The 20,157-nt window shown below is 71.3% G+C and carries 20 protein-coding genes; 4 read left to right on the top strand and 16 right to left on the bottom strand.

From position 1 onward, the window contains the following. Positions 1 to 109: 109 nt before the first annotated feature. From ACQBJO_RS13245 to metG, 3 genes are all read right to left on the bottom strand, one after another. Complete coding sequence (locus ACQBJO_RS13245; RefSeq protein WP_421008680.1) at positions 110 to 1,357, bottom strand: ubiquitin-like domain-containing protein; 1,248 nt, start codon at positions 1,355 to 1,357, stop codon at positions 110 to 112. Positions 1,358 to 1,534: 177 nt separating this feature from the next. Next, complete coding sequence (locus ACQBJO_RS13250; RefSeq protein ID WP_255184249.1) at positions 1,535 to 2,413, bottom strand: TatD family hydrolase; 879 nt, start codon at positions 2,411 to 2,413, stop codon at positions 1,535 to 1,537. Then, the gene (gene metG / locus ACQBJO_RS13255) at positions 2,413 to 4,212 is read right to left on the bottom strand and encodes a methionine--tRNA ligase (protein WP_255184250.1); all 1,800 of its coding nucleotides are present in this window, start codon (positions 4,210 to 4,212) and stop codon (positions 2,413 to 2,415) included. Before metG ends, ACQBJO_RS13250 begins: the two co-directional genes overlap by 1 nt. A gap of 94 nt (positions 4,213 to 4,306) precedes the next feature. Here metG and ACQBJO_RS13260 point away from each other — a divergent pair, with 94 nt between their 5' ends. Further along, on the top strand, positions 4,307 to 4,903 hold the full coding sequence (locus ACQBJO_RS13260; RefSeq protein ID WP_421008681.1) for a DUF4126 domain-containing protein: 597 nt from the start codon (positions 4,307 to 4,309) through the stop codon (positions 4,901 to 4,903). 48 nt (positions 4,904 to 4,951) lie between these two features. On the opposite strand, the gene ACQBJO_RS13265 is transcribed toward ACQBJO_RS13260, so the two are convergent. Then, on the bottom strand, positions 4,952 to 5,539 hold the full coding sequence (locus ACQBJO_RS13265; RefSeq protein ID WP_421008682.1) for a TetR/AcrR family transcriptional regulator: 588 nt from the start codon (positions 5,537 to 5,539) through the stop codon (positions 4,952 to 4,954). A 132-nt stretch (positions 5,540 to 5,671) separates the two neighbouring features. Between ACQBJO_RS13265 and ACQBJO_RS13270 the strand changes: the two genes are divergently transcribed. Both ACQBJO_RS13270 and ACQBJO_RS13275 read left to right on the top strand, forming a co-directional pair. Further along, entirely contained in the window at positions 5,672 to 5,854 is a 183-nt protein-coding gene (locus ACQBJO_RS13270) for a hypothetical protein (RefSeq protein ID WP_255184253.1), read from the top strand. Between the two features lie 102 nt (positions 5,855 to 5,956). Then, complete coding sequence (locus tag ACQBJO_RS13275; protein WP_421008683.1) at positions 5,957 to 6,724, top strand: CPBP family intramembrane glutamic endopeptidase; 768 nt, start codon at positions 5,957 to 5,959, stop codon at positions 6,722 to 6,724. Positions 6,725 to 6,727: 3 nt separating this feature from the next. On the opposite strand, the gene ACQBJO_RS13280 is transcribed toward ACQBJO_RS13275, so the two are convergent. From ACQBJO_RS13280 to ACQBJO_RS13295, 4 genes are read right to left on the bottom strand one after another with little or no spacing between them, the layout of a single operon-like run. Beyond that, positions 6,728 to 7,627 carry a hypothetical protein gene (locus ACQBJO_RS13280; RefSeq protein WP_421008684.1) on the bottom strand — a complete coding sequence of 300 codons (900 nt, stop codon included), beginning with the start codon at positions 7,625 to 7,627 and terminating at the stop codon, positions 6,728 to 6,730. 34 nt (positions 7,628 to 7,661) lie between these two features. Continuing rightward, positions 7,662 to 8,405, bottom strand: coding sequence for a succinate dehydrogenase/fumarate reductase iron-sulfur subunit (locus ACQBJO_RS13285; RefSeq protein WP_255184256.1), 744 nt, complete (start codon positions 8,403 to 8,405; stop codon positions 7,662 to 7,664). Positions 8,406 to 8,407: 2 nt separating this feature from the next. Next, positions 8,408 to 10,396, bottom strand: coding sequence for a fumarate reductase/succinate dehydrogenase flavoprotein subunit (locus ACQBJO_RS13290; protein WP_421008685.1), 1,989 nt, complete (start codon positions 10,394 to 10,396; stop codon positions 8,408 to 8,410). A 17-nt stretch (positions 10,397 to 10,413) separates the two neighbouring features. Then, positions 10,414 to 11,130, bottom strand: a complete 717-nt coding sequence (locus ACQBJO_RS13295) for a succinate dehydrogenase cytochrome b subunit (protein ID WP_255184258.1) — start codon at positions 11,128 to 11,130, stop codon at positions 10,414 to 10,416. A gap of 136 nt (positions 11,131 to 11,266) precedes the next feature. Here ACQBJO_RS13295 and ACQBJO_RS13300 point away from each other — a divergent pair, with 136 nt between their 5' ends. Beyond that, positions 11,267 to 11,956: a hypothetical protein gene (locus ACQBJO_RS13300; RefSeq protein WP_421008686.1), complete on the top strand. Its 690-nt coding sequence runs from the start codon at positions 11,267 to 11,269 to the stop codon at positions 11,954 to 11,956. Positions 11,957 to 12,336: 380 nt separating this feature from the next. On the opposite strand, the gene hemL is transcribed toward ACQBJO_RS13300, so the two are convergent. The 8 genes from hemL to ACQBJO_RS13340 form a co-directional block, all read right to left on the bottom strand. After that, positions 12,337 to 13,668, bottom strand: coding sequence for a glutamate-1-semialdehyde 2,1-aminomutase (hemL, locus tag ACQBJO_RS13305; protein WP_421008687.1), 1,332 nt, complete (start codon positions 13,666 to 13,668; stop codon positions 12,337 to 12,339). Positions 13,669 to 13,769: 101 nt separating this feature from the next. Beyond that, positions 13,770 to 14,246: a MarR family winged helix-turn-helix transcriptional regulator gene (locus ACQBJO_RS13310; protein ID WP_255184261.1), complete on the bottom strand. Its 477-nt coding sequence runs from the start codon at positions 14,244 to 14,246 to the stop codon at positions 13,770 to 13,772. Continuing rightward, complete coding sequence (hemB, locus tag ACQBJO_RS13315) at positions 14,246 to 15,229, bottom strand: porphobilinogen synthase (protein ID WP_421008688.1); 984 nt, start codon at positions 15,227 to 15,229, stop codon at positions 14,246 to 14,248. Before hemB ends, ACQBJO_RS13310 begins: the two co-directional genes overlap by 1 nt. Further along, positions 15,226 to 16,770: a uroporphyrinogen-III synthase gene (locus ACQBJO_RS13320; RefSeq protein WP_421008807.1), complete on the bottom strand. Its 1,545-nt coding sequence runs from the start codon at positions 16,768 to 16,770 to the stop codon at positions 15,226 to 15,228. The genes hemB and ACQBJO_RS13320 overlap by 4 nt, the downstream gene beginning before the upstream one ends. A 92-nt stretch (positions 16,771 to 16,862) precedes the next feature. After that, a complete protein-coding gene (hemC, locus tag ACQBJO_RS13325) occupies positions 16,863 to 17,822 on the bottom strand; it encodes a hydroxymethylbilane synthase (RefSeq protein WP_421008689.1) in 960 nt (319 codons plus the stop codon). Next, the gene (locus tag ACQBJO_RS13330; RefSeq protein WP_421008690.1) at positions 17,819 to 19,093 is read right to left on the bottom strand and encodes a glutamyl-tRNA reductase; all 1,275 of its coding nucleotides are present in this window, start codon (positions 19,091 to 19,093) and stop codon (positions 17,819 to 17,821) included. Before ACQBJO_RS13330 ends, hemC begins: the two co-directional genes overlap by 4 nt. Continuing rightward, positions 19,090 to 19,773, bottom strand: coding sequence for a redox-sensing transcriptional repressor Rex (locus tag ACQBJO_RS13335; RefSeq protein WP_255184266.1), 684 nt, complete (start codon positions 19,771 to 19,773; stop codon positions 19,090 to 19,092). Before ACQBJO_RS13335 ends, ACQBJO_RS13330 begins: the two co-directional genes overlap by 4 nt. Before the next feature lie 135 nt (positions 19,774 to 19,908). Beyond that, on the bottom strand, positions 19,909 to 20,157 hold the full coding sequence (locus ACQBJO_RS13340) for a glutaredoxin family protein (RefSeq protein WP_421008691.1): 249 nt from the start codon (positions 20,155 to 20,157) through the stop codon (positions 19,909 to 19,911).

Here is a 20,157-nt window from a genome sequence, read left to right on the forward strand (position 1 = left end):
GAAGGGGGCCGCGCTCGCCACGGCAGCGGTGAGCCCCCGCACCCGGTGTGGGTGGCGGGGGCTCGACCGGCGAGGCGCGATGCTCGCGCCGCGCGGAGGGTGGCTCCGGTCAGGCCGCGTGGGCGCAGCCCCAGGGCTGCAGGCCACGGTCGGCGTAGACGCGGTTGGCCACGGTGATCTGCTGCTCGCGGGAGGCGAGGTCGGGGCGGGAGGCGAAGTCGCCGCCGCCGGCGCCGAGCCAGGTCTGCAGGTCGAACTGCAGGCCGCCGTAGTAGCCGTTGCCGGTGTTGATCGACCAGTTGCCGGTCGACTCGCACTGGGCGATGCGATCCCACATGTCGGCGCGGGAGAGGTCGAGACCCGAGGTGCTCGCGGTCTTCGACGGGGTCGACGTCGGCTCGGGGCTCGGGGTCGAGGGCTTCGGCGTGGACGTCGCGGTCGGCGTCGGCTTCGGCGTGGAGGTCGCCTTGGGCTTCGGCGTGGAGGTCGCCTTGGGCTTCGGCGCCGGCTTGGGGGCCGGGCGGGCCTTGGTGCCCTGCAGGACGATGCGGTCGACGGGCTCGGCCGTGACCTTGACCATCGTCTGGCGCGAGTAGACGACCTCGCCGTTCTTCTTCGACACCCGGTAGGTGATCGTGCGGGAGCCGGCGCGGCCCTCCTGCTGGAGCTTGGTCTGCCCCTCGTAGAGCGAGCTGTCCTTCTTGACCACGGTCTCGTAGGGGATGACCTCGGTCCGGGTGTCGCCGGTGCGGTTGACCCGGTCGAGGCGGATCGTCATGCCGTCGGTGACGCGGGACTTCGCGCCGGGCTTGATGAGGTCGTTGCCGTCGTAGCGGACCTCGGCCTGGGTCAGGGCGTCCTCGACGGTCGTCGCGGTGACGGTCGCGGTCGAGCGCTTGCCACCGACGAGCAGCTTGACCTGCTTCGGGGTGCTCACCCGCAGGTCGAGGCCCTTGCGGCCGATGGTCTGGCTGCGCGAGGCGCTGAGGATGGCGCCGTCGCCGTTGCGGATCCCGAGCTGCTGGAGCGCCTCGCCGACGGTGGAGGCCGTCGTCCAGTACTCGCGCTCCTTGCCGTCGACCGTGACGGTCAGCTTGCGGCCGTACCGCACCACGATGGTCTGGCCGTCGTCCACGGGGCTCTCGGCCGACGGCGTGACGACGTCGTGGGGGCCGAGCTCGACGCCCTGCTTCTCCAGGACGTCACCGACGGTGCCGCCGAAGGCGTGGACGGTGGACTTCTCGCCGTCGACCGACAGGGCGACGGACTTGTCCATGACGACGACGCCAGACACGCCGAGGGCCAAGGCGCCGACGACGCCGGCCTGGGTGATGCGGCGGATCGCAGGTGAACTCACAGTGCTCCGATGTTTGAACTTCCCGGGCACCGGTGGGTCCGCACACGGGGACCCAAGGGATGGCGGGCACCTGTGTCAGCGAAAGAGATCAGGGGAAACCGGCCCCGGCCAACAGCGGACTACCTTGCCTGACGCATCAACCGAAGGTCAAGTTTTGATAACGGCACGCGACGAGCGTCACGCCCAGGGGCCGTAGACGCGCTCGCTGTTGGCCGAGATCGCGGCGCACATCGTCGGCACGTCGACGCCCAGCGTGCGGGCCATGACGCGCACCGTGTGCGGCAGCAGATAGGGGGCATTGGCCCGCCCGCGCTCGGGCGTCGGGGTCAGGTAGGGCGCGTCCGTCTCGGCGAGCACCTGCTCGATCGGCGTGTGGGCCAGCGCTTCGCGCAGCCCGCCGGCGCTCTTGAAGGTGAGCGTCCCGGCGAAGGAGAGCAGGTAGCCGCGCTCGACGCACTCGCGCGCCATCGCGAGGTCCCCGCTGAAGCAGTGCAGCACCGTCGTCTCCGGCGCGCCCTCCTCGGCGAGGATGCGCAGCACGTCGTCGTGGCTGTCGCGGTCGTGGATCTGCAGCGCCTTGCCGGTGCGTTTGGCCAGGTCGATGTGCCAGCGGAAGGACTCCTGCTGCACCGCGTGCCCCTCGGGGCCGGTGCGGAAGTAGTCCAGACCGCTCTCGCCGATCGCCCGCACCCGCGGGTGCGCGGCCAGACGCTCGATCTCGTCCCACGCGGACTGGAGCTCTCCAGCTTCCGCCAGCGCGGGAATCTCGTTGGGGTGCAAGGCAACTGCGCCGAGCATCGACGGGTGCCGGTCGACCTGGTCGACGGTGAAGCGGGCGCTCTCGAGGTCGCAGCCGACCTGCACCACCCGGTCCACGCCCACGGAAGCAGCGCTCGCCAGGGCCGCGGCGACGTCGTCCGTGGACCGCTGCTCGCCCCCTTCGGGAGCGATGGCATCGGCGACGTCACGACGACGGATGTCGAGGTGCGTGTGGTTGTCGACGACCGCGACCGGCAGCGGGTCCGGGTGCGGCGCGACGCCCTCGCGATCCGCCATCAGCCCTCCCCCGACATGGCCGCACGCTCCGTGGCGACGACCTCCTCGGGGTCGAGCTTGACGAAGACCGGGCTCGGCTTGGCGATCGGCGTGCCGACCGTCACCGGCGTGGGCTCCCAGCGCGGGAAGCCCGAGTAGTCGCCGGTGATGACGGGGTAGCCGGGGCCACCGTCGAGGTCCTCGACGTCCTCGACGTGCGGCATGGGGACGAGCTGCCCGTCGCCACCGAGGACCGCGTCGACCCGGTTGGCCGCGTGCGGGAGGAAGGGCGCGAGGAGCAGGTTGCAGTCGCTGACGCACTGGGTGAGCGTGTGCAGCACCGTCGCCAGCCGCTCACGCTGGTCCTCGCCCTTGAGCCGGAAGGGCTCGGTGTCGGTGACGTACTTGTTGACATCGCCGACGACCCGCATGACCTCGCCGAGCGCGGCCTTCTGCCGGTGCCGCTCGAGCAGCCCGCCGACCTCGGCGAAGGCCCCGGCGACCCGCGCGAGCACCGCCCGGTCGACCTCCTCGAGCTCGCCCGGCTGCGGGATCTCGCCGAAGTTCTTGGCGACCATCGACGCAGTGCGGTTGACGAGGTTGCCCCAACCGGCGACGAGCTCGGAGTTGTTGCGCTGGACGAAGTCCGGCCAGGTGAAGTCGGCATCCTGGTTCTCCGGGCCCGCGGCGCAGATGAAGTAGCGCAGCGGGTCGGGGCCGTAGGCCTCGAGGACGTGCCGCACGCCGATGACGTGGCCGCGGCTGGAGGAGAACTGCCGGCTCTCCATCGTGAGGAACTCGCTCGAGACGACCTCGGTCGGGAGGTTGAGCTCACCCATCGGGCCGGGCTCGCCCCCCTTCGCGCCCTTGCCGGAGTACGCGAGCAGCTCCGCGGGCCAGATCTGGCTGTGGAAGGTGATGTTGTCCTTGCCCATGAAGTAGTAGGACAGCGCCTCCGGGTCGTTCCACCACTCGCGCCAGCGCTCCGGCTCGCCCTGGCGGCGCGCCCACTCGATCGACGCCGACAGGTAGCCGATGACGGCGTCGAACCACACGTAGAAGCGCTTCGTCGGGTACTTCGTCGCCAGCTCGCCCGGCAGCGGGATGCCCCAGTCGATGTCACGGGTCATCGCGCGCGGCCGGATGTCGTCGAGGATGTTGAGGCTGAAGCGGATGACATTGGGCCGCCACGTGCCGGTCGCCTCACGACCCTCGAGGTACTCGCGCAGCGCGTCGGCGAGCGCCGGCAGGTCGAGGAAGAAGTGCTCCGTCTCGCCGAACTGCGGCGTCGACCCGTCGATCTTGCTCCGGGGGTCCTTGAGGTCGCTCGGCTCGAGCTGGTTGCCGCAGTTGTCGCACTGGTCGCCGCGGGCGTCCTCGTAGCCGCAGATCGGGCAGGTGCCCTCGATGTAGCGGTCGGGCAGCGTGCGGCCGGTGCGCGCGTCGAGCGCGACCTGCTGGGTCTGCTCGATGAAGTAGCCGTTGGCGCGGCACTGCTCGAAGAGGTCCTGGACGACCTGGTAGTGGTTGCGCGCGGTCGTGCGCGTGTAGAGGTCGTAGGAGCAGCCGAGGTCGGCGAGCTCGTGGGCGATCGTCGCGTGGTGCGCGTCGACGAGCTCGCGGGCGGTCGTGCCCTGCTTGTCGGCGAGCACGAGGATCGGCGTGCCGTGCTCGTCGGAGCCGCTCACCATGAGCACGTCATGCCCCGCCATGCGCATGTACCGGCTGAAGACGTCAGAGGGGACCCCGAAGCCGGCGACGTGGCCGAGGTGGCGGGGACCGTTGGCGTAGGGCCAGGCGACGGCGGAGAGAACCTTCATGCGCCTCATCCTAGGTTCCCCGTCGGCGCCCGCCATCGGCGCTAGCCTGCGCAGGACGAAGGGCGTGACCGTCACGCTGCGAGAGGTGTCGCCGATGATCGCCGCACTCACGGGGATGGGCCTGAGCGCCGCCGCCGGGCTCAACGCCTACATCCCCTTCCTCGTCGTCGCCCTCCTCGCGCGCTTCACCGACGTCTTCACCCTGCCGGTGGGCTTCGAGTGGATGGAGTCGTGGTGGGCCATCGGCATCGGCGCCGTCCTGCTGCTCGCCGAGGTCACCCTCGACAAGGTGCCGGCGATCGACAGCATCAACGACGCGGTCCAGAGCTTCATCCGCCCCGGCATGGGCGGGCTCATGGGCGCGGCCACAGCGGGCGCGAGCAGTCTCGACGAGTCGACGTGGATGCAGGAGCACGCGTGGGTCGGGGTCGTCCTGGGCATCGTCGTCGCCGGTCTCGTCCACTCCGGCAAAGCCGCGGCCCGGCCGGTGATCAACGCCGGCACCGCCGGCATCGGCGCCCCGGTCGTCTCGACCGCGGAGGACGGGGCATCCTTCGGCATCGCGCTCGTCGCGATCTTCGTGCCGGTGCTCGTGATCCTCGTGCTCATCGCCCTGGCGGCGATGCTCATCTGGGTCCTCACCGCGTGGCGACGCCTGCGCCGCCGCCGGCAGGCGCGTCCGGTCACCTGACCCGCGCGCACGACCTCGCGGGCGCGCGACGCCCGGGCTGGCCGGGAGTCAGGCCGGCAGGAAGGCCTCGATGATCCGCCGGCCGACCTCGCGGACAAAGGGCTCACGCTGGTCCACCGGTCGGGTGAGCGCCGCCGTGAGCACGCCCTCCATCGCGGCGATGACCGCCTGGGCGGACGTCTCGACGTCACGGACCCCGGCGAGGGTGAGGATCTGACGGACGATCCCGTCGACCCGGTCGCGCGCGGGCGCCATGGCGGCCGCGATCTCCGGCTGGCGCGAGGCCTCCTGGGTCAGCTCCGCCTTGGCCATCCAGGCCTCCGGCTCGCGCAGCCACGACGCGAAGAGGTCGAGCGCGTGGTCGATGAGCGTCGCGTCGTCCTCCCCCGCCTGCTGCTGGCGGCTCAGCTCCTCGACGCTGTCGATGAGGCCCGCTGCGATGAACTCCGTGAGAGCGGTGACCAGGGCCATCCGGGTGCGCAGGTAGCCCGACGTGCTCCCCTGCGGCAGACCGGCCTCCGCGTCGACCGCCCGGTGGGTCAGCCCCCGCATCCCTCCGGCCGCGACGACTCGCGTCGCCGACTCGAGGATCAGCTGCATGCGGGGCGAGAGCTCCGTCGTGGCGTTGACGCTCATTCGGCTCACGGTACCCGCTCGCCGGGCGACGCCGAGCGGGTGCGGCGACCCGCCGGGACCGACTTGACGAGCCTTTTCTACGGGTGTAGTTTTTCAACTGTCTTCAACAGATGTAGAAGGGATTTGGACACCATGAGCATTGCCACCATCTCCGGCTTCGTCACCGCCGCCCTCGTCCTCGTGGGCATCGCGCTGGCGGTCCTCCTCGTCTCGGTCGGCGTCGCTGCCTTCCAGTTCTTCGCGGAGAACCGCCCCGTCCGCGTCGCCCGCCACGAGAGCATCCCGACGTACTACCGTCACGTCGCCTTCGGCTGATCCGGCTGATCGAAGGGGGACCAGCGCGGCTCCCCCTTCGCCTCCCGTGCCCGCGGTCCACGCCGGCGACGACGCCACGGACCGCGCGCCTACGCTGGGGCCATGGCCCCGGCCCCCGACCTGCTCCCCCGCCGCACGGCGCTCACCGAGACGGCCCTCGTCCTGGGTGTCTCGCTCGGCGCCTCGGCGCTGTGGTCGGCACTGTCGCTGCTGCGCAAGCTCACCGCCGACGAGGGGCTCTCCGGGCAGGTGACCTCGATGAACCAGTCGGTCACCCCCGACCAGCCCTGGCTCGACCTGACCCACCAGCTCGTCGGCATCGGCCTGGCCCTCGTGCCGGTCGCGCTGGCCCTGCACCTGCTGGCTCGGCAGCACCCGCACCCCGCACGTCTCGTCGGCCTCGACGGGCGCGCCCCGGCACGTGACCTCCTCCAGGGCATGGCCCTCGCCGCCACCATCGGCATCCCCGGCCTCGGGCTCTACCTGCTCGCCCGCGCCCTCGACCTCAACACGACGATCGCCGCCTCCGACCTCGGTCAGGCCTGGTGGACGATCCCGGTCCTGGTCCTCGCGGCGGGTCAGAACGCGGTGCTCGAGGAGGTCGTCATGGTCGGCTACCTCTTCACCCGGTGGCGTGAGGCCGGCTGGAGCCCCGTGACGATCGTCGTCGTCAGCGCGCTCGTCCGGGGCAGCTACCACCTCTACCAGGGGCTGGGTGGCTTCGTCGGCAACATCGCGATGGGCCTGCTGCTCGGCGCCGTCTACCTGCGGGTGCGCCGGGTCATGCCCTTGGTCATCGCCCACTGGGTCATCGACGTCGTCGCCTTCGTCGGCTATGCCCTGCTCGTCACCCGCGTCGGGTGGCTGTGACCCTCACAGGTCGCCGTCGTCGAGCTCCTTGACGGACTTCGCCCCGGCGGGTCGCGTGTAGTCCTCGTCGGTCGACCCCCACTTGCTGAACTTCAGCGTCGTGCGGTCCGGGAAGCGGCCGTAGGTCATCTCGAGCAGCTTCGTCGGCGACCCGGTCGTCATGTAGACCTGCCGTTGCCCGGCATTGCTGCCCTGGCTCCCGCTGACCCGGTTGAGCTGGACGAGGTGCACCCACTCCCCGTCGAGGGCGACCGTGCTCGCCGGGCTGTAGCGGGCGTCGATGGGGGTGAGCCCCTCGCCGAAGAAGCTGCTCTTGATCAGCCGATAGGGCTTGAAGATCTCGACCGCGGAGCGCTCCCGCGGGATCTGCACCCATTGGCCGACCCGCTTGCGCATGGGGCTCGCCCGGCGCACCCCCCGGGTGTCGAGCCAGGCCTTGTCGACCTTGACGTAGTGCTCCATCCCGATGACGACGCTCTCGAGCTTGCCGCCGCCCTCAAGGGTCACCGTGCTGTGCGACTTGCCGCCGTCGGCATTCTGCTGCGTGACACCACCGGTCGACCCCTCGGACACGATGCTCATCTGCAGGTCGCGCTCGGCGTCGTGCAGGGTGCCGGTGATCGTGACGCTGGACGACGCACTCGCATAGGAGCGCATCGCGTCGATGAGCGTCTCCGGGCCGGGCGTCGCCGGGCGCGTCCCCGACGGGGTCGCGCCGGCCGCCGTCGTGGTGGCGGTGCTGGGCTCCGTCGTCGAGGTCGTCTCGAGCGGCACCTGGCTCGTGCTCGACGACGAAGGGGAGGCCCCCTCCCCTCCGAGGTCGCACCCGGTCAGGGACAGCGCGACGGCGCCGGCCAGCAGGATGCTGGCCCGGCGCCGTCGGGCGTGGTCACACAGGCTCACAACCAACGATCCCCTCATCGTCGGCGGTCGCGGCTCAGAGAGCGCCGCGGGCCGCCTTGCGCAGGTCGGAGTTGAGCGTGCTGATGACGTCGAGCGGGATCTCCTTGGGGCACGCCGCGGCGCACTCGCCGATGTTGGTGCACCCGCCGAAGCCCTCGAGGTCGTGCGTCTCGAGCATCTTGACGACACGGCCACCACGCTCGGGCTGACCCTGCGGCAGCTCACCCAGGTGGGTGACCTTGGCGCCGAGGAAGAGCATGCCCGAGGCATTGGGGCAGGCAGCGACGCAGGCGCCGCAGCCGATGCACTTGGCCGAGTCGAAGGCCCGGTCCGCGTGGTCCTTGGGGACCGGCACCGAGTGCGCCTCGGGGGCGGCACCCGTGTTGACCGAGATGTAGCCGCCAGACTGGATGATCCGGTCGAAGGCGCTGCGGTCGACGACGAGGTCACGCACGACCGGGAAGGCGTTGGCCCGCCACGGCTCGACGGTGATGGTCTCTCCGCTGCGGAAGGAGCGCATGTGCAGCTGGCAGGTGGTCGTCCGCTCGGGGCCGTGGGCCTCGCCGGAGATCATCAGGCCGCACATGCCGCAGATGCCCTCGCGGCAGTCGCTGTCGAAGGCCACCGGCTCGGTGCCCTCGGCGATGAGCTGCTCGTTGAGGACGTCGAGCATCTCGAGGAAGGACATGTCCGGGGAGATGTCCTTCACCTGGTAGGTGACGAGTTCGCCCTTCGCCGTGGGCCCGGCCTGGCGCCAGATCTTGAGGGTCAGTTCCATGCTCACTTGTAGCTCCGCTGCTTCAGCTCGATGAACTTGTAGTTCAGGTCTTCCTTGTGCAGGACGGGTGCGTCGTCGCCGAACTCCCAGGCGGCGACGTAGGCGAACTCGTCGTCGTGACGCAGCGCCTCGCCGTCCTCGGTCTGCGACTCGGCGCGGAAGTGGCCGCCGCAGGACTCGCGACGGTGCAGCGCGTCGATGCACATGAGCTCACCGAGCTCGAGGAAGTCGGCGACGCGGCCGGCCTTCTCGAGGCTCTGGTTGAGGGTGTCGGCCTCGCCCAGGACCCGGACGTTGGTCCAGAACTCCTGCTTGAGGTCACGGATGAGGCCGATGGCCTTGCGCAGACCGGCGTCGGTCCGCTCCATGCCGCAGTACTCCCACATGATGCGGCCGAGCTCGCGGTGGAAGGAGTCGACGCTGCGCTCACCGTTGATCGAGAGGAACTTCTCGATCCGGTCGGTCACCGCTGCCTTGGCCTCGACGACGGCCGGGTGGTCCTCGGAGATCTTGTCGAAGGGGCCCTTGGCGAGGTAGCTGCGCACCGTGTTGGGCAGGACGAAGTAGCCGTCAGCGAGGCACTGCATGAGCGACGACGCGCCCAGGCGGTTGGCGCCGTGGTCGGAGAAGTTGGCCTCACCGATCGCGTACAGGCCCGGGATCGAGGTCTGCAGGTCGTAGTCGACCCACAGGCCACCCATCGTGTAGTGCACGGCGGGGTAGATGCGCATCGGCACCTCGTAGGGGTTCTCCCCCGTGATCCGCGCGTACATGTCGAAGAGGTTGCCGTACTTCTCCTCGACGGTCTCGCGGCCCATGCGCTCGATGGCGGCGGCGAAGTCGAGGTAGACACCGCGGCGCATCTGGCGCTTGTTGCCGTCCTGGTCGACCTCGTCGACGAGCGGGCCGACGCCGCGGCCCTCGTCGCACATGTTCTTCGCCTGGCGGGACGCGATGTCACGGGGCACGAGGTTGCCGAAAGCCGGGTAGATCCGCTCCAGGTAGTAGTCGCGGTCCGCCTCGGGGATCTCGCGCGGGTCCTTGTCGCAGTCCTCGGCCTTCTTGGGCACCCAGATGCGACCGTCGTTGCGCAGCGACTCCGACATCAGGGTCAGCTTCGACTGGTGGTCGCCGGAGACCGGGATGCACGTCGGGTGGATCTGCGTGTAGCAGGGGTTGCCGAAGTAGGCGCCCTTGCGGTGGGCCCGCCACGCGGCGGTGACGTTGCAGCCCATCGCGTTGGTGGAGAGGAAGAAGACGTTGCCGTAGCCACCCGTCGCGAGGACGACGACGTCGGCGAGGTGGGTCTCGATCTCGCCGGTGACCATGTCGCGCGCGATGATGCCGCGGGCGACGCCCTCGACGAGGACGACCTCGAGCATCTCGTGGCGGCTGTACTCCGTGACGGTGCCCTTGGCGACCTGGCGCTCCATGGCCTGGTAGGCACCGATGAGCAGCTGCTGGCCGGTCTGGCCCGCGGCGTAGAAGGTGCGGGCGACCTGGACGCCACCGAAGGAGCGGTTGTCGAGCAGACCGCCGTACTCACGGGCGAAGGGGACACCCTGCGCCACGCACTGGTCGATGATGTTGGTGCTCACCTCGGCCAGTCGGTAGACGTTGGTCTCGCGGCTGCGGTAGTCACCGCCCTTGACCGTGTCGTAGAAGAGTCGGTAGGTCGAGTCGCCGTCGTCGTTGTAGTTCTTCGCGGCGTTGATGCCACCCTGCGCGGCGATCGAGTGCGCGCGGCGGGCGCTGTCCTGGTAGAAGAAGCTCTTGACGTTGTAGCCGGCCTCTCCCATCGTCGCGGCGGCCGAGGCACCCGCGAGGCCGGTGCCGACGATGATGACGTCGAGCTTGCGACGGTTGGCGGGGTTGACCAGCGCGTTGTCGAACTTGTGCTGGGTCCACATCGTCTCGATGGGCTGGTCGGGCGCCTTGGCGTCCGCGATCGGGGCGCCCTCGGTGAAGTACTCGCTGAGCGTGTCAGTCATGTGTTCGTTGCTCCTGCTCAGAGGCTGTCGATGAAGATGTAGACCGGCGGGATCAGGAAGCCGACGACGATGACCGCCGCGAGCACCGTCCCGATCGCACGGGCGCGGGCGCGGGCGACCGCGGTGCCGTTGAGGCCCAGCGTCTGCGACGCGCTGTAGACGCCGTGGTAGAGGTGCATCCCCAGTGCCACCATCGCCAGGACGTAGATGAGCAGGACCCACCACATCGCGAAGGCCGCGCTGATCATCACGTAGGGCGACTCCTTGATCGCCTCCGCGCTCGTGCCTGACCCGTAGAGGTTCGGCTTGACGATCGTGAACTGGATGAGGTGGAAGATCACGAAGATGAAGAGCGCCAGACCGCCCCAGCGCATCGTGCGCGAGGCCATGGTCGACGACAGGTTCTTCTTCACCTGGTACTTGACCGGCCGGGCGGCGTTGTTGCGACCGATGAGCTTGAGCGCCGCGTAGACGTGGCCGACGAGCGCGAGGATCAGCACGACCCGAATGACCCACAGCAGACCCGAGTACGGGAGCATCGGCTCACCGAAGGTGCGCAGGTGGTGGGCGTACTCGTCGAACGCCTCCTGCCCGGCCAGCGCCTTGAGGTTGCCGTACATGTGCAACAGGACGTACAGGAGGAAGATGACGCCGGTGCCCGCCATGAGGAACTTCAGCCCGATGGAGGAGGACGCCACCCCCTTCTTCTTCGCGGGGAGGGTCGTAGTAGCCACGGGCTCAAGGTACCGCCTTGTGAGCGCCGACACGCACCCGGGTACGCCTCTCGCGGTGTGATGTTGCCCCGGTTACCGTCACGTAATAGACAACAGAAATGTCCCGGAATTCCGGGCCTGAGCGAGAGGTGGACCCATGGACGACGCACCCCCGCAGACCCTCGTGTCCGCGACGACCCCGCGCGGTGAGATCGCGCTTCGGGAGCGTCCGCACCCGGACGGCAGCGGGTCGCTCGTCCACGAGCTCGTCGTCGCCGGCGTCTTCGCGATGGACAGCCTCGACACCTCGACCGAGGCGGCTCTCGCGCTCGAGTCCCTCGCCCGCACCGACTCCCCCGAGCGGGTGCTCGTCGGCGGGCTCGGGCTGGGCTTCACGACGTGGCAGGTCCTCAAGGACAAGCGCGTGCGCCACGTCGACGTCGTCGAGATCGAGACCGACCTCGTCGAGTGGGCCCGCCTCGGCCTCGCGCCGACGCTCGGCCTCGTGGCCAGACACCCCCGGGTGAGCGTCCACGCCGGCGACGTCGCACCGGTCCTGCGTGGGCAGGCGACTCCCGTCGGCCCGTGGGACCTCGTGCTGCTCGACGTCGACAACGGCCCGAGCTTCCTCGTCCACGAGGGCAACGAGCGCATCTACTCCCCCGACGCCCTGCGCGCCGCCCTCGACCAGGTCTGCCCCGGCGGCACCCTCGCCATCTGGGCGGCCCAGCGCGAGCCCGACCTCCGCGCAGCGCTGGAGCCCCTCGGCACCACCGAGGAGGTCCTCCTCGACGTCGAGCGCGAAGGGCGCACCCTCACCTACGCCCTCTACCTCACCCGCCCCTGACCTGACCCCGCTGGCTGGATGGCCGGGAAGAGCTGACGTGGCCGGGATCAACGGACGTGGCCGGGCAATTGCGCGGTCATCTCCAGACATCTCGGCCCGTTCAAGGATGTCCGGCCATCAGCAGGTTTCCCGGCCAACTCCCTTCGCACGATGCACGCGTCCCCCGACAGCGTTGATGTCACCTGGCAGCGTTGGCGCCAGTCGGTTGCCCGGAGAAGGGGGACCAGGTGACACCAACGCCGTCAGGCGGGCAGAGACCTCGTCGAGGCGGGCGCCGCGCGACCTTCCTCAGGAGGCGTTGGGAGACGACGCCGGGACGAGAGGTGGGGTCCGGCCCAGCCCAGCGCCGGGCCGCACCTGCCGGCACCCAACCCGACGCATCAGCCGGCAGCGGCCGCCTTGGCAGCGGCGGGCAGCGCGGCGCGGATGACGTCGAGGGCCTCGGCGTCGAGGGCGTCGGAGACGAACCACACCTCGAAGGCGCTCGGCGGCAGGTGCACGCCGCCATCGAGCATCGCGTGGAAGAAGCGCCCGTAGGCGGTCGTGTCCTGGTCCTGCGCGTCGGCGAAGGAGCGCACCGGCTCGTCGCGGAAGAAGATCGAGAACATCGAGCCGGCCCACTGGACGGTGTGCGCGACGCCTTCGACGGACAGGGCGGCGGAGGCGGCGTCGGCGATGGTGCGGGCCGTCGTCTCGAGCCGGGGGTAGAGCTCCTCGGTGCACGCGCGCAGGGTCGCCAGGCCGGCGGCGGTCGCGACGGGGTTACCCGACAGGGTGCCGGCCTGGTAGACGGGACCGTCGGGCGCGAGCCGCGCCATGAGGTCGGCGCGGCCGCCGAAGGCCGCGGCCGGGAAGCCGCCGCCCATGACCTTGCCGAAGGTGAAGAGGTCGGGGGCGCCGCTCGGGTAGCCACCGGGGTGGGCGCCCTGCGCCGACGTCTCGAGGCCGTACCAGCCGGAGCGGCTCGCGCGGAACCCGGTCATCACCTCGTCGCTGATGAGCAGCGCACCGTGCGTCGCGGTGATCTTGCGCAGGGCCTCGGTGAACCCGGGCGCTGGCGGCACGACGCCCATGTTGCCCGGGGATGCCTCGGTGATGACCGCCGCGATCTCCTCGCCGCGCACCGCGAAGAGCTCCTCGAGGGCGCCGAGGTCGTTGTAGGGCAGGACGACCGTCTCACCGGCGGCCGAGGCCGGCACCCCTGCCGAGTCGGGCAGGGCGAAGGTCGCGACGCCCGAACCGGCCTGTGCGAGAAGGGCGTCCACGTGGCCGTGGTAGCAGCCGGCGAACTTCACGACGACCGATCGTCCGGTCGCACCACGTGCCAGGCGAAGGGCGGACATCGTCGCCTCGGTCCCCGAGGAGACGAGCCGCACCTGCTCCAGCGGGGCGACCCGGTCGACGATCTCCTCGGCGAGGGCCACCTCGTTCTCGCTCGGGGTGCCGAAGGAGAAGCCCTTGACCGCCGCCTGCGTCACCGCGTCGAGGACGTCGGGGTGGGCGTGACCGAGGATCATCGGGCCCCACGAGCAGATGAGGTCGACGTAGCGGTTGCCGTCGACGTCGGTGAGCCAGGCTCCCTTCGCCTGGTCGATGAAGCGCGGCACCCCGCCGACGCCGCGGAAGGCCCGGACCGGCGAGTTGACCCCACCCGGGATCACCTCTCGCGCGCGGTCGAAGAGTGCCTGGGATGCGGTCGTGGAGGACGTCATGCGCCCAGTCTCCCAAACCCCACCCGCACGCTCCCGGACGAGGTAGCGCGCCACCACCCCCGCGTTCCCTGAGGAGGTTGCGCAGCAACCGTCTCGAAGGCTCAGTCGTCGAGCCCGATCTCGTGGTGCTGCGGCGCCATCTGATCGCGCAGCGCGGCCATGGCGCCCCCGAGAGCGGCGAACTGCTCGGGCGTCAGGACGTCGACGAGGTGACGGCGCACCGAAGCGACGTGCTGCTCGGCGATGCTCTCGAGGGCCTCGCGCCCCGCGTCGGTCAGCGAGATCTCGACGCCACGACCGTCGTCGGTCGACCGGCACCGCTCGACCCAGCCACGCTTCTCGAGGCGGGCCGCGGTGTGCGTCACGCGCGAGCGCGACTGGATGATGTCGTCGGCCAGGCGCGACATGCGAGTGCGCTGGTCGGGCGACTCCGAGAGCATCGACAGCAGCTCGTACTCGGTGAGCTGGATCCCGAGCGGCGCGAGGTCGTCGACGAGCGCCCGCTCGAGCAGACGCGAACCGCGCAGGTAGGCACGCCAGTGCTTCTGCTGGTCGTCGTCGAGCCAGACCTCGTCCATCACAGCCGCCCGGCGAGCTCGAGGGCGAAGTACGTGAGGACGATCTGGGCGCCCGCCCGCTTGATGTGCAGCACCGACTCCATGACCGCGGCATCGCGGTCGATCCAGCCACGCTCGACGGCCGCGACGATCTGCGCGTACTCGCCGGAGATCTGGTAGGCCGCGACGGGCACCGGCGAGACCTCGGCGGCCGCGGCGATGACGTCGAGGTGCGGCTGCGCCGGCTTGACCATGATGATGTCGGCGCCCTCGGCGAGGTCGAGCTCGATCTCGCGCAGCGCCTCGGTCGCATTGGCCGGGTCCTGCTGGTAGGTCGCGCGGTCGCCGCTCAGCGAGGACTGCACCGCCTCGCGGAAGGGTCCGTAGAGCGCCGAGGTGTACTTCGCCGCATAGGCCAGCACGAGGGTGTCGGTGTGGCCGGCCGCATCGAGCGCGGCGCGGACGTGGGCGACCTGGCCGTCCATCATCCCGGACAGGCCGAGGACGTGGGAGCCGGCCTCCGCCTGGGCGAGCGCCATGTCGGCGTAGCGCTCGAGGGTCGCGTCGTTGTCGACGACGCTGCGCCCGTCGAGGGTCGTCGTGAGCACGCCGCAGTGACCGTGGTCGGTGAACTCGTCCAGGCACAGGTCGGTCATGACGACGAGCCGGTCGCCGACGGCATCGACGACGGCGCGGGTGGCGATGTTGAGGATCCCCTGCGGGTCGTCGGCGCCGGAACCGCGGGCGTCCTTGGCCTCCGGCACGCCGAAGAGCATGATCCCGCCGATGCCCGCTTCGACGCAGGCGCGGGCCTCGTCGACGAGCGACTCGAGGGTGTGCTGGACGACGCCCGGCATCGAGGTGATCTCCACCGGCGCGTCGATGCCCTCGCGGACGAAGACCGGCAGGACGAGGTCGGCCGGGTGCACCCGGGTCTGCGCCACGAGACGACGAAGGGGGATGCTCCCCCGCAGTCGTCGCGGCCGGACGACGGGCCCGGTCACCCCTTCGCCTTCCGCCGGGCGGTGGACTTCTTGCGCCGCTGGCTGGGTCGCATGGGCTCCTCGCCGGACTCGGCCGCCGCAGCGGCGAGCTCGCGGCCGTGCTCGGCCAGGGCCTCGACGAGGCTGTCGCCGGTGGCCTCGGGGGCGAGGACGTCGACCCGCAGGCCGGCCTCCTCGGCGGTCTTGGCCGTGGCCGGCCCGATGCAGGCGATGACCGTCGACGGGTGCGGCTTGCCGGCGATGCCGACGAGGTTGCGCACCGTCGAGGAGGAGGTGAAGACGACGGCGTCGAAGGCGCCCTGCTTGATGGCGTCGCGCACCGGCGCCGGCGGCGGGGTCGCCCGGACGGTGCGGTAGGCGGTGACGTCGTCGACCTGCCAGCCCATGTCCTGCAGACCGGCGACGAGGGTGTCGGTCGCGATGTCGGCGCGGGGCAGGAAGACGCGGTCGATGGGGTCGAGGACCTCGTCGTAGGGCGGCCACTCCTCGAGGAGGCCGCGGGCGGACATCTCGCCGGTCGGCACGAGGTCGGGCTCCAGGCCCCACTCGCGCAGGGCGTCGGCCGTCACGCCACCGACGGCGGCGATCTTGAGGCCGGAGAAGGCGCGGGCGTCGAGGCCGAACTCCTCGAACTTCTCCCGGATCGCCTTGACCGCGTTGACCGAGGTGAAGCCGATCCACTGGTAGCGACCGGTGACGAGGCCGCGGACGGCCCGCTCCACGGCCTGCGGGGTGCGCGGCGGCTCGACGCTGATCGTCGGGACGACCTCGCTCGTCGCGCCGTGGCCGAGCAGCTGCTTGGTCATCGGGCCGGCCTGGTCCTTGGTGCGCGGGATGAGCACGCGCCAGCCGTAGAGCGGCTTGGTCTCGAACCACGAGAGGGCCTCGCGCATGGCGACGGTCGAGCCGATGACCGCGAGGATCGGCTCCTCGAGATCGTGCAGCGCGTCGGCGGCCTCCTCGAGCGTCGTCTGGCGGGTGGCCTGCTGCGTCGTCGTGCCGCCCCGGGTCAGCGCGACGGGGGTGTCGGCGGCGCGGCCGGCGGCGACGAGCTCGCCGAAGGCGGGCCCGAGGTGCTCGGGCAGCCCGAGGAGCACGAGGGTGATGTCGTCGGAGACCGAGGCCGACAGGTCGGCACGCTTCGCACCGCTCAGGCTGATGACGTGCAGGGCACCGGTCCCCCGCGCCGTGAGGGGCACTCCGGCGTAGGTCGGCACGGCGCTCACCGAGGAGACGCCCGGCACGACGTCGAAGTCGATGCCCGCCTTGACCAGGGCCTGCGCCTCCTCGGCGAGGCCGTTGAAGGTCGCCGGGTCGCCGTCCATGAGTCGCACGACGAGCCCGCCCTTGTGCGCCTTGGCCGTCTTGACGACGAGCTTGGCGCGCGAGGCGTGGGTCAGCTGCTGACCGTGTTCGCCGTGGCTGGCGTCGACGACCTCGACCTCGTCGGTCGTCATCGAGGCGACGATCGCCTCGTTGGTCAGCTGGTCGGTGATCACCGCGTCCGCGCGCCCGAGCAGGTCGACGGCGGCGACGGTCATGAGTGACGCGTCACCCGGTCCGGCGCCGACGAAGGCGACGCGGGCCGGCCGGCGAGCGGCGGTGGTGGCGGCGGTGGCAGTGCGCTGGGGGGTCACTGGGCATGCTCCGAAGCGGTCGTGGGGTGGGTGGCGGACAGGTCGGCGATGGCGGGCGCGCCATCGGCGACGAGGGTGCGGGCGAGGCTGCGGCCGAGGTCCTCGGCCTGCTCGAGGGGGCCGGTTACCGACCGACGCAGGTCGGCGGTGCCGTCAGTCGCGGCGACGACGGCCCGCAGCGAGAGCACCGGGCCGTCGACGTCGTCGACGACCTCGGCGAGAGCACCGACGGGCGCGGCGCAGCCGGCCTCGAGCTCGGCGAGGATCGCCCGCTCGGCGGTGACGGCGGCGCGGGTGTCGGCGTGGTCGAGCGGACGAAGGGCGGCGAGCACCGCCTCGTCGTCCTCCCGGCACTCGACGGCCAGGGCGCCCTGGCCGGGCGCGGGCAGCATCTGGATCGGGTCGAGCACCTCGGTGACCCGCTCGCGCAGGGCGAGCCGGGTCAGGCCGGCGTGGGCGAGCACGATCGCGTCGAGCTGCTCGTCGCCGGGGCCGACCATGTCGAGGCGGGTGCCGAGGTTGCCGCGGATGTCGCGGAACTCGAGCCCGAGGCCGAGGGCGGCGAGCTGCGCCCGCCGGCGCGGCGAGCCGGTGCCGACGACGGCTCCCTCGCCGAGCTCGCCGAGGGTGAGCCCGTCGCGGGCGCAGAGGGCGTCGCGGGGGTCGACCCGGGCCGGGATCGCGGCGATGACCAGCCCCGGCTCGGGGGCCGTCGGCAGGTCCTTGAGCGAGTGGACGGCCAGGTCGATCTCGCCGTCGTGGAGGGCCTGGCGCAGGGCACTGGCGAAGACGCCGGTGCCGCCCATGCTCGCGAGCGAGGCGCGGTTGGTGTCGCCCTCGGTGACGATCTCGACGAGCTCGACGTCGTGGCCGGCGGCCCGCAGGGCGTCAGCGACGTGGCCGGACTGGGTCGTGGCCAGGGCGGAGCGGCGGGTGCCGAGGCGAAGGGAGGTCACAGCGCACCTCCGTCGGAGTGCAGGTCGAAGAGCTGGCGCAGGGCGTCCTGGTACTCGCCGAGACGACCGTCGACGGCCAGCTCCTTGGCGCGCACCGTCGGCTGGTGGAGCAGCTTGTCGACGATGCGGTGCACGGCGCGGTCGACCTCTGCCCGGTGCTCGGGGGTCATGTCGGGGGCCCGCTGGTCGAGCCGGGCGAGCTCGCGCTCGACGACCTGCTGGGCCGCGGCCCGCAGGGCGCGCACGGTGGGGGCGGCCTCGTGGGCGGCCCGGGCCCCCAGGTGCTTGGTCACGGCGTCGCCGACGAGCGAGCGGGCCTGCTCGACCTCGGGCACGGCGCCACCGGAGCCGAGCAGCCCACCGAGCTCGGCCAGCCCCAGCCGGACGACGCCCGTGAGGCCGGCGACCTCGTGGGCGATGTCGTGCGGGAGCGCGAGGTCGATGTAGGCCTGGCGGCGACCGCCACGCGAGACCTGGGCGTCGGCGACCTCGGCGAGCGAGATCGCCAGGCCGGTCGAGCCGGTGCACGAGATGACGATGTCGGCGTCCGCGAGCGCCTCGGCGAGCTCGTCGAGCGGCCGGGCGGTGCCCTCGAGCCGCTCGGCGAGGGCGAGACCGCGCTCGTGGGTGCGGTTGACGACGGTGAGGCGCTCGACGCCGCGGCGCACGCTGCTCGTCGCCGCGAGGGCGCTCATCGCGCCGGCGCCGACGACGAGGACGTGGGCCTGCGCGAGCGGGCCGACGTGCTGCTCGGCGGCATCGAGACCGACGCCGACGAGCGACCGGGAGACCTCGTCGATGCCCGTCTCGGAGTGCACCTGCTTGCCGGTGCGCAGGGCCTGCTGGACGAGCGAGTTGATGCTCGGGCCCACGTGACCGCCCGCCTGGCCGCGGGCGAGCGCGTCCCGCAGCTGGCCGAGGATCTGCGACTCACCGACGGCCATCGAGTCGAGACCCGCGGCGACGTTGAAGACGTGGGCGACGGCGGCATCCCCGTAGTGCAGGTCGAGGTGCTCCTTGAGGTCGTCGTGCGTGATGCCCGTCGAGGTCGTCATGGCGTCGGTGAGGTCGGCGACCGCGCCGTGGAACCCGCTGACCTCGGCATAGATCTCGGTGCGGTTGCACGTCGCGACGACGAGGTGCTCCGAGATGTCGGGGCTGGCCTCGGCGGCGGAGAGGATCCGGTCGAGGCTCACCTCGTCGAGCGCGGCCTTCTCCAGCACGGAGATGGGCGCACGTCGGTGGTTGAGCCCGAAGGCGAGCAGACTCATCGGCCGGCCGCCTCCTCGATGAGCTCGTCCGCGACGCCCACGCGCTGCTGCTCGTGGAAGGCGAGGATCTGCAGCTCGGTGGACAGGTCGACCTTGCGCATGTGCACCCCTTCGGGAACCTGGATGGCCGTCGCGGCGAAGTTGAGGATGGAGCTGACCCCGGCGTCGACGAGCAGGTCGGCGACCGCCTGGGCCGAGGAGGCCGGCGTCGCGATGACCCCGATGCACGCCTCGCCCGGGGTGACGAGCGCAGACAGCGCCGCCATCGGCTGGATGACGAGGTCGTCGAGGCTCTCGCCGACGATCTGCTCGTCGCGGTCGAGCAGGGCCACGACCTTGAAGCCCTTCGTCGCGAAGCCACCGTAGGAGGCGAGAGCGCGCCCGAGGTTGCCCATGCCGACGATGACGACGGGCCAGTCGTGGGTCAGGCCGAGGGCCCGCGAGATCTGGTAGGTCAGGTGGGCGACGTCGTAGCCGACGCCCCGCACGCCGTAGGAGCCGAGGTGGCTGAGGTCCTTGCGCAGCTTGGCGGAGGAGACCCCGGCGCTGTGCGCGAGCTCCTCGGACGAGACCGACTGGACGTCCTGGGCGGTCAGCTGACCCAGCGCCCGAAGGTATCCGGGAAGTCGCGCGACCGTTGCGTCGGGAATCTCCCGCTTGGCGGCCTGATCGACGGACACGGCTGGGCTCGACTCCTCTCGCGGTCGTGGGGCGAGCGGCGCCGAACGACCGAACGGCCCCGACATTACGCTCTTGTGAACAAATGCACAAAGTCGTCGCGGTCCGTGGACGGACCGCCGGCGACCACCCCCGGATCAGCGCTGCAGGGCCGCGCGCAGCCGCCCTTCGTCTACTCGCCAGTAGTCGTGCTGGCGGCCGTCGACGAAGGTCACCGGCACCTCCTCGGTGTAGCGCGCGAGCTGCGGGTCGGCATCGATGTCGACCTCGGCGAAGCTGTCGCCGGTCTCGGCGACGACGCGCGCGATGACCGCGCGGGCCTCGTCGCACAGGTGGCAGCCCACGCGGCCGACCATGACGACGCGGGCATCGGGCAGTGCGGGCAC

This window comes from Janibacter zhangyanbonis (genome assembly GCF_050507325.1).
Classification (GTDB): domain Bacteria; phylum Actinomycetota; class Actinomycetes; order Actinomycetales; family Dermatophilaceae; genus Janibacter.

Coding starts and splice junctions, on each gene's coding strand:
- ACQBJO_RS13250 (WP_255184249.1), bottom strand. CDS start 2,413: ATGGCGGATCGCGAGGGCGTCGCGCCGCACCCGGACCCGCTGCCGGTC.
- metG (WP_255184250.1), bottom strand. CDS start 4,212: ATGAAGGTTCTCTCCGCCGTCGCCTGGCCCTACGCCAACGGTCCCCGC.
- ACQBJO_RS13260 (WP_421008681.1), top strand. CDS start 4,307: ATGATCGCCGCACTCACGGGGATGGGCCTGAGCGCCGCCGCCGGGCTC.
- ACQBJO_RS13265 (WP_421008682.1), bottom strand. CDS start 5,539: ATGAGCGTCAACGCCACGACGGAGCTCTCGCCCCGCATGCAGCTGATC.
- ACQBJO_RS13270 (WP_255184253.1), top strand. CDS start 5,672: ATGAGCATTGCCACCATCTCCGGCTTCGTCACCGCCGCCCTCGTCCTC.
- ACQBJO_RS13275 (WP_421008683.1), top strand. CDS start 5,957: ATGGCCCCGGCCCCCGACCTGCTCCCCCGCCGCACGGCGCTCACCGAG.
- ACQBJO_RS13285 (WP_255184256.1), bottom strand. CDS start 8,405: ATGGAACTGACCCTCAAGATCTGGCGCCAGGCCGGGCCCACGGCGAAG.
- ACQBJO_RS13290 (WP_421008685.1), bottom strand. CDS start 10,396: ATGACTGACACGCTCAGCGAGTACTTCACCGAGGGCGCCCCGATCGCG.
- ACQBJO_RS13300 (WP_421008686.1), top strand. CDS start 11,267: ATGGACGACGCACCCCCGCAGACCCTCGTGTCCGCGACGACCCCGCGC.
- hemL (WP_421008687.1), bottom strand. CDS start 13,668: ATGACGTCCTCCACGACCGCATCCCAGGCACTCTTCGACCGCGCGCGA.
- ACQBJO_RS13310 (WP_255184261.1), bottom strand. CDS start 14,246: ATGGACGAGGTCTGGCTCGACGACGACCAGCAGAAGCACTGGCGTGCC.
- ACQBJO_RS13320 (WP_421008807.1), bottom strand. CDS start 16,770: ATGACCGTCGCCGCCGTCGACCTGCTCGGGCGCGCGGACGCGGTGATC.
- ACQBJO_RS13330 (WP_421008690.1), bottom strand. CDS start 19,093: ATGAGTCTGCTCGCCTTCGGGCTCAACCACCGACGTGCGCCCATCTCC.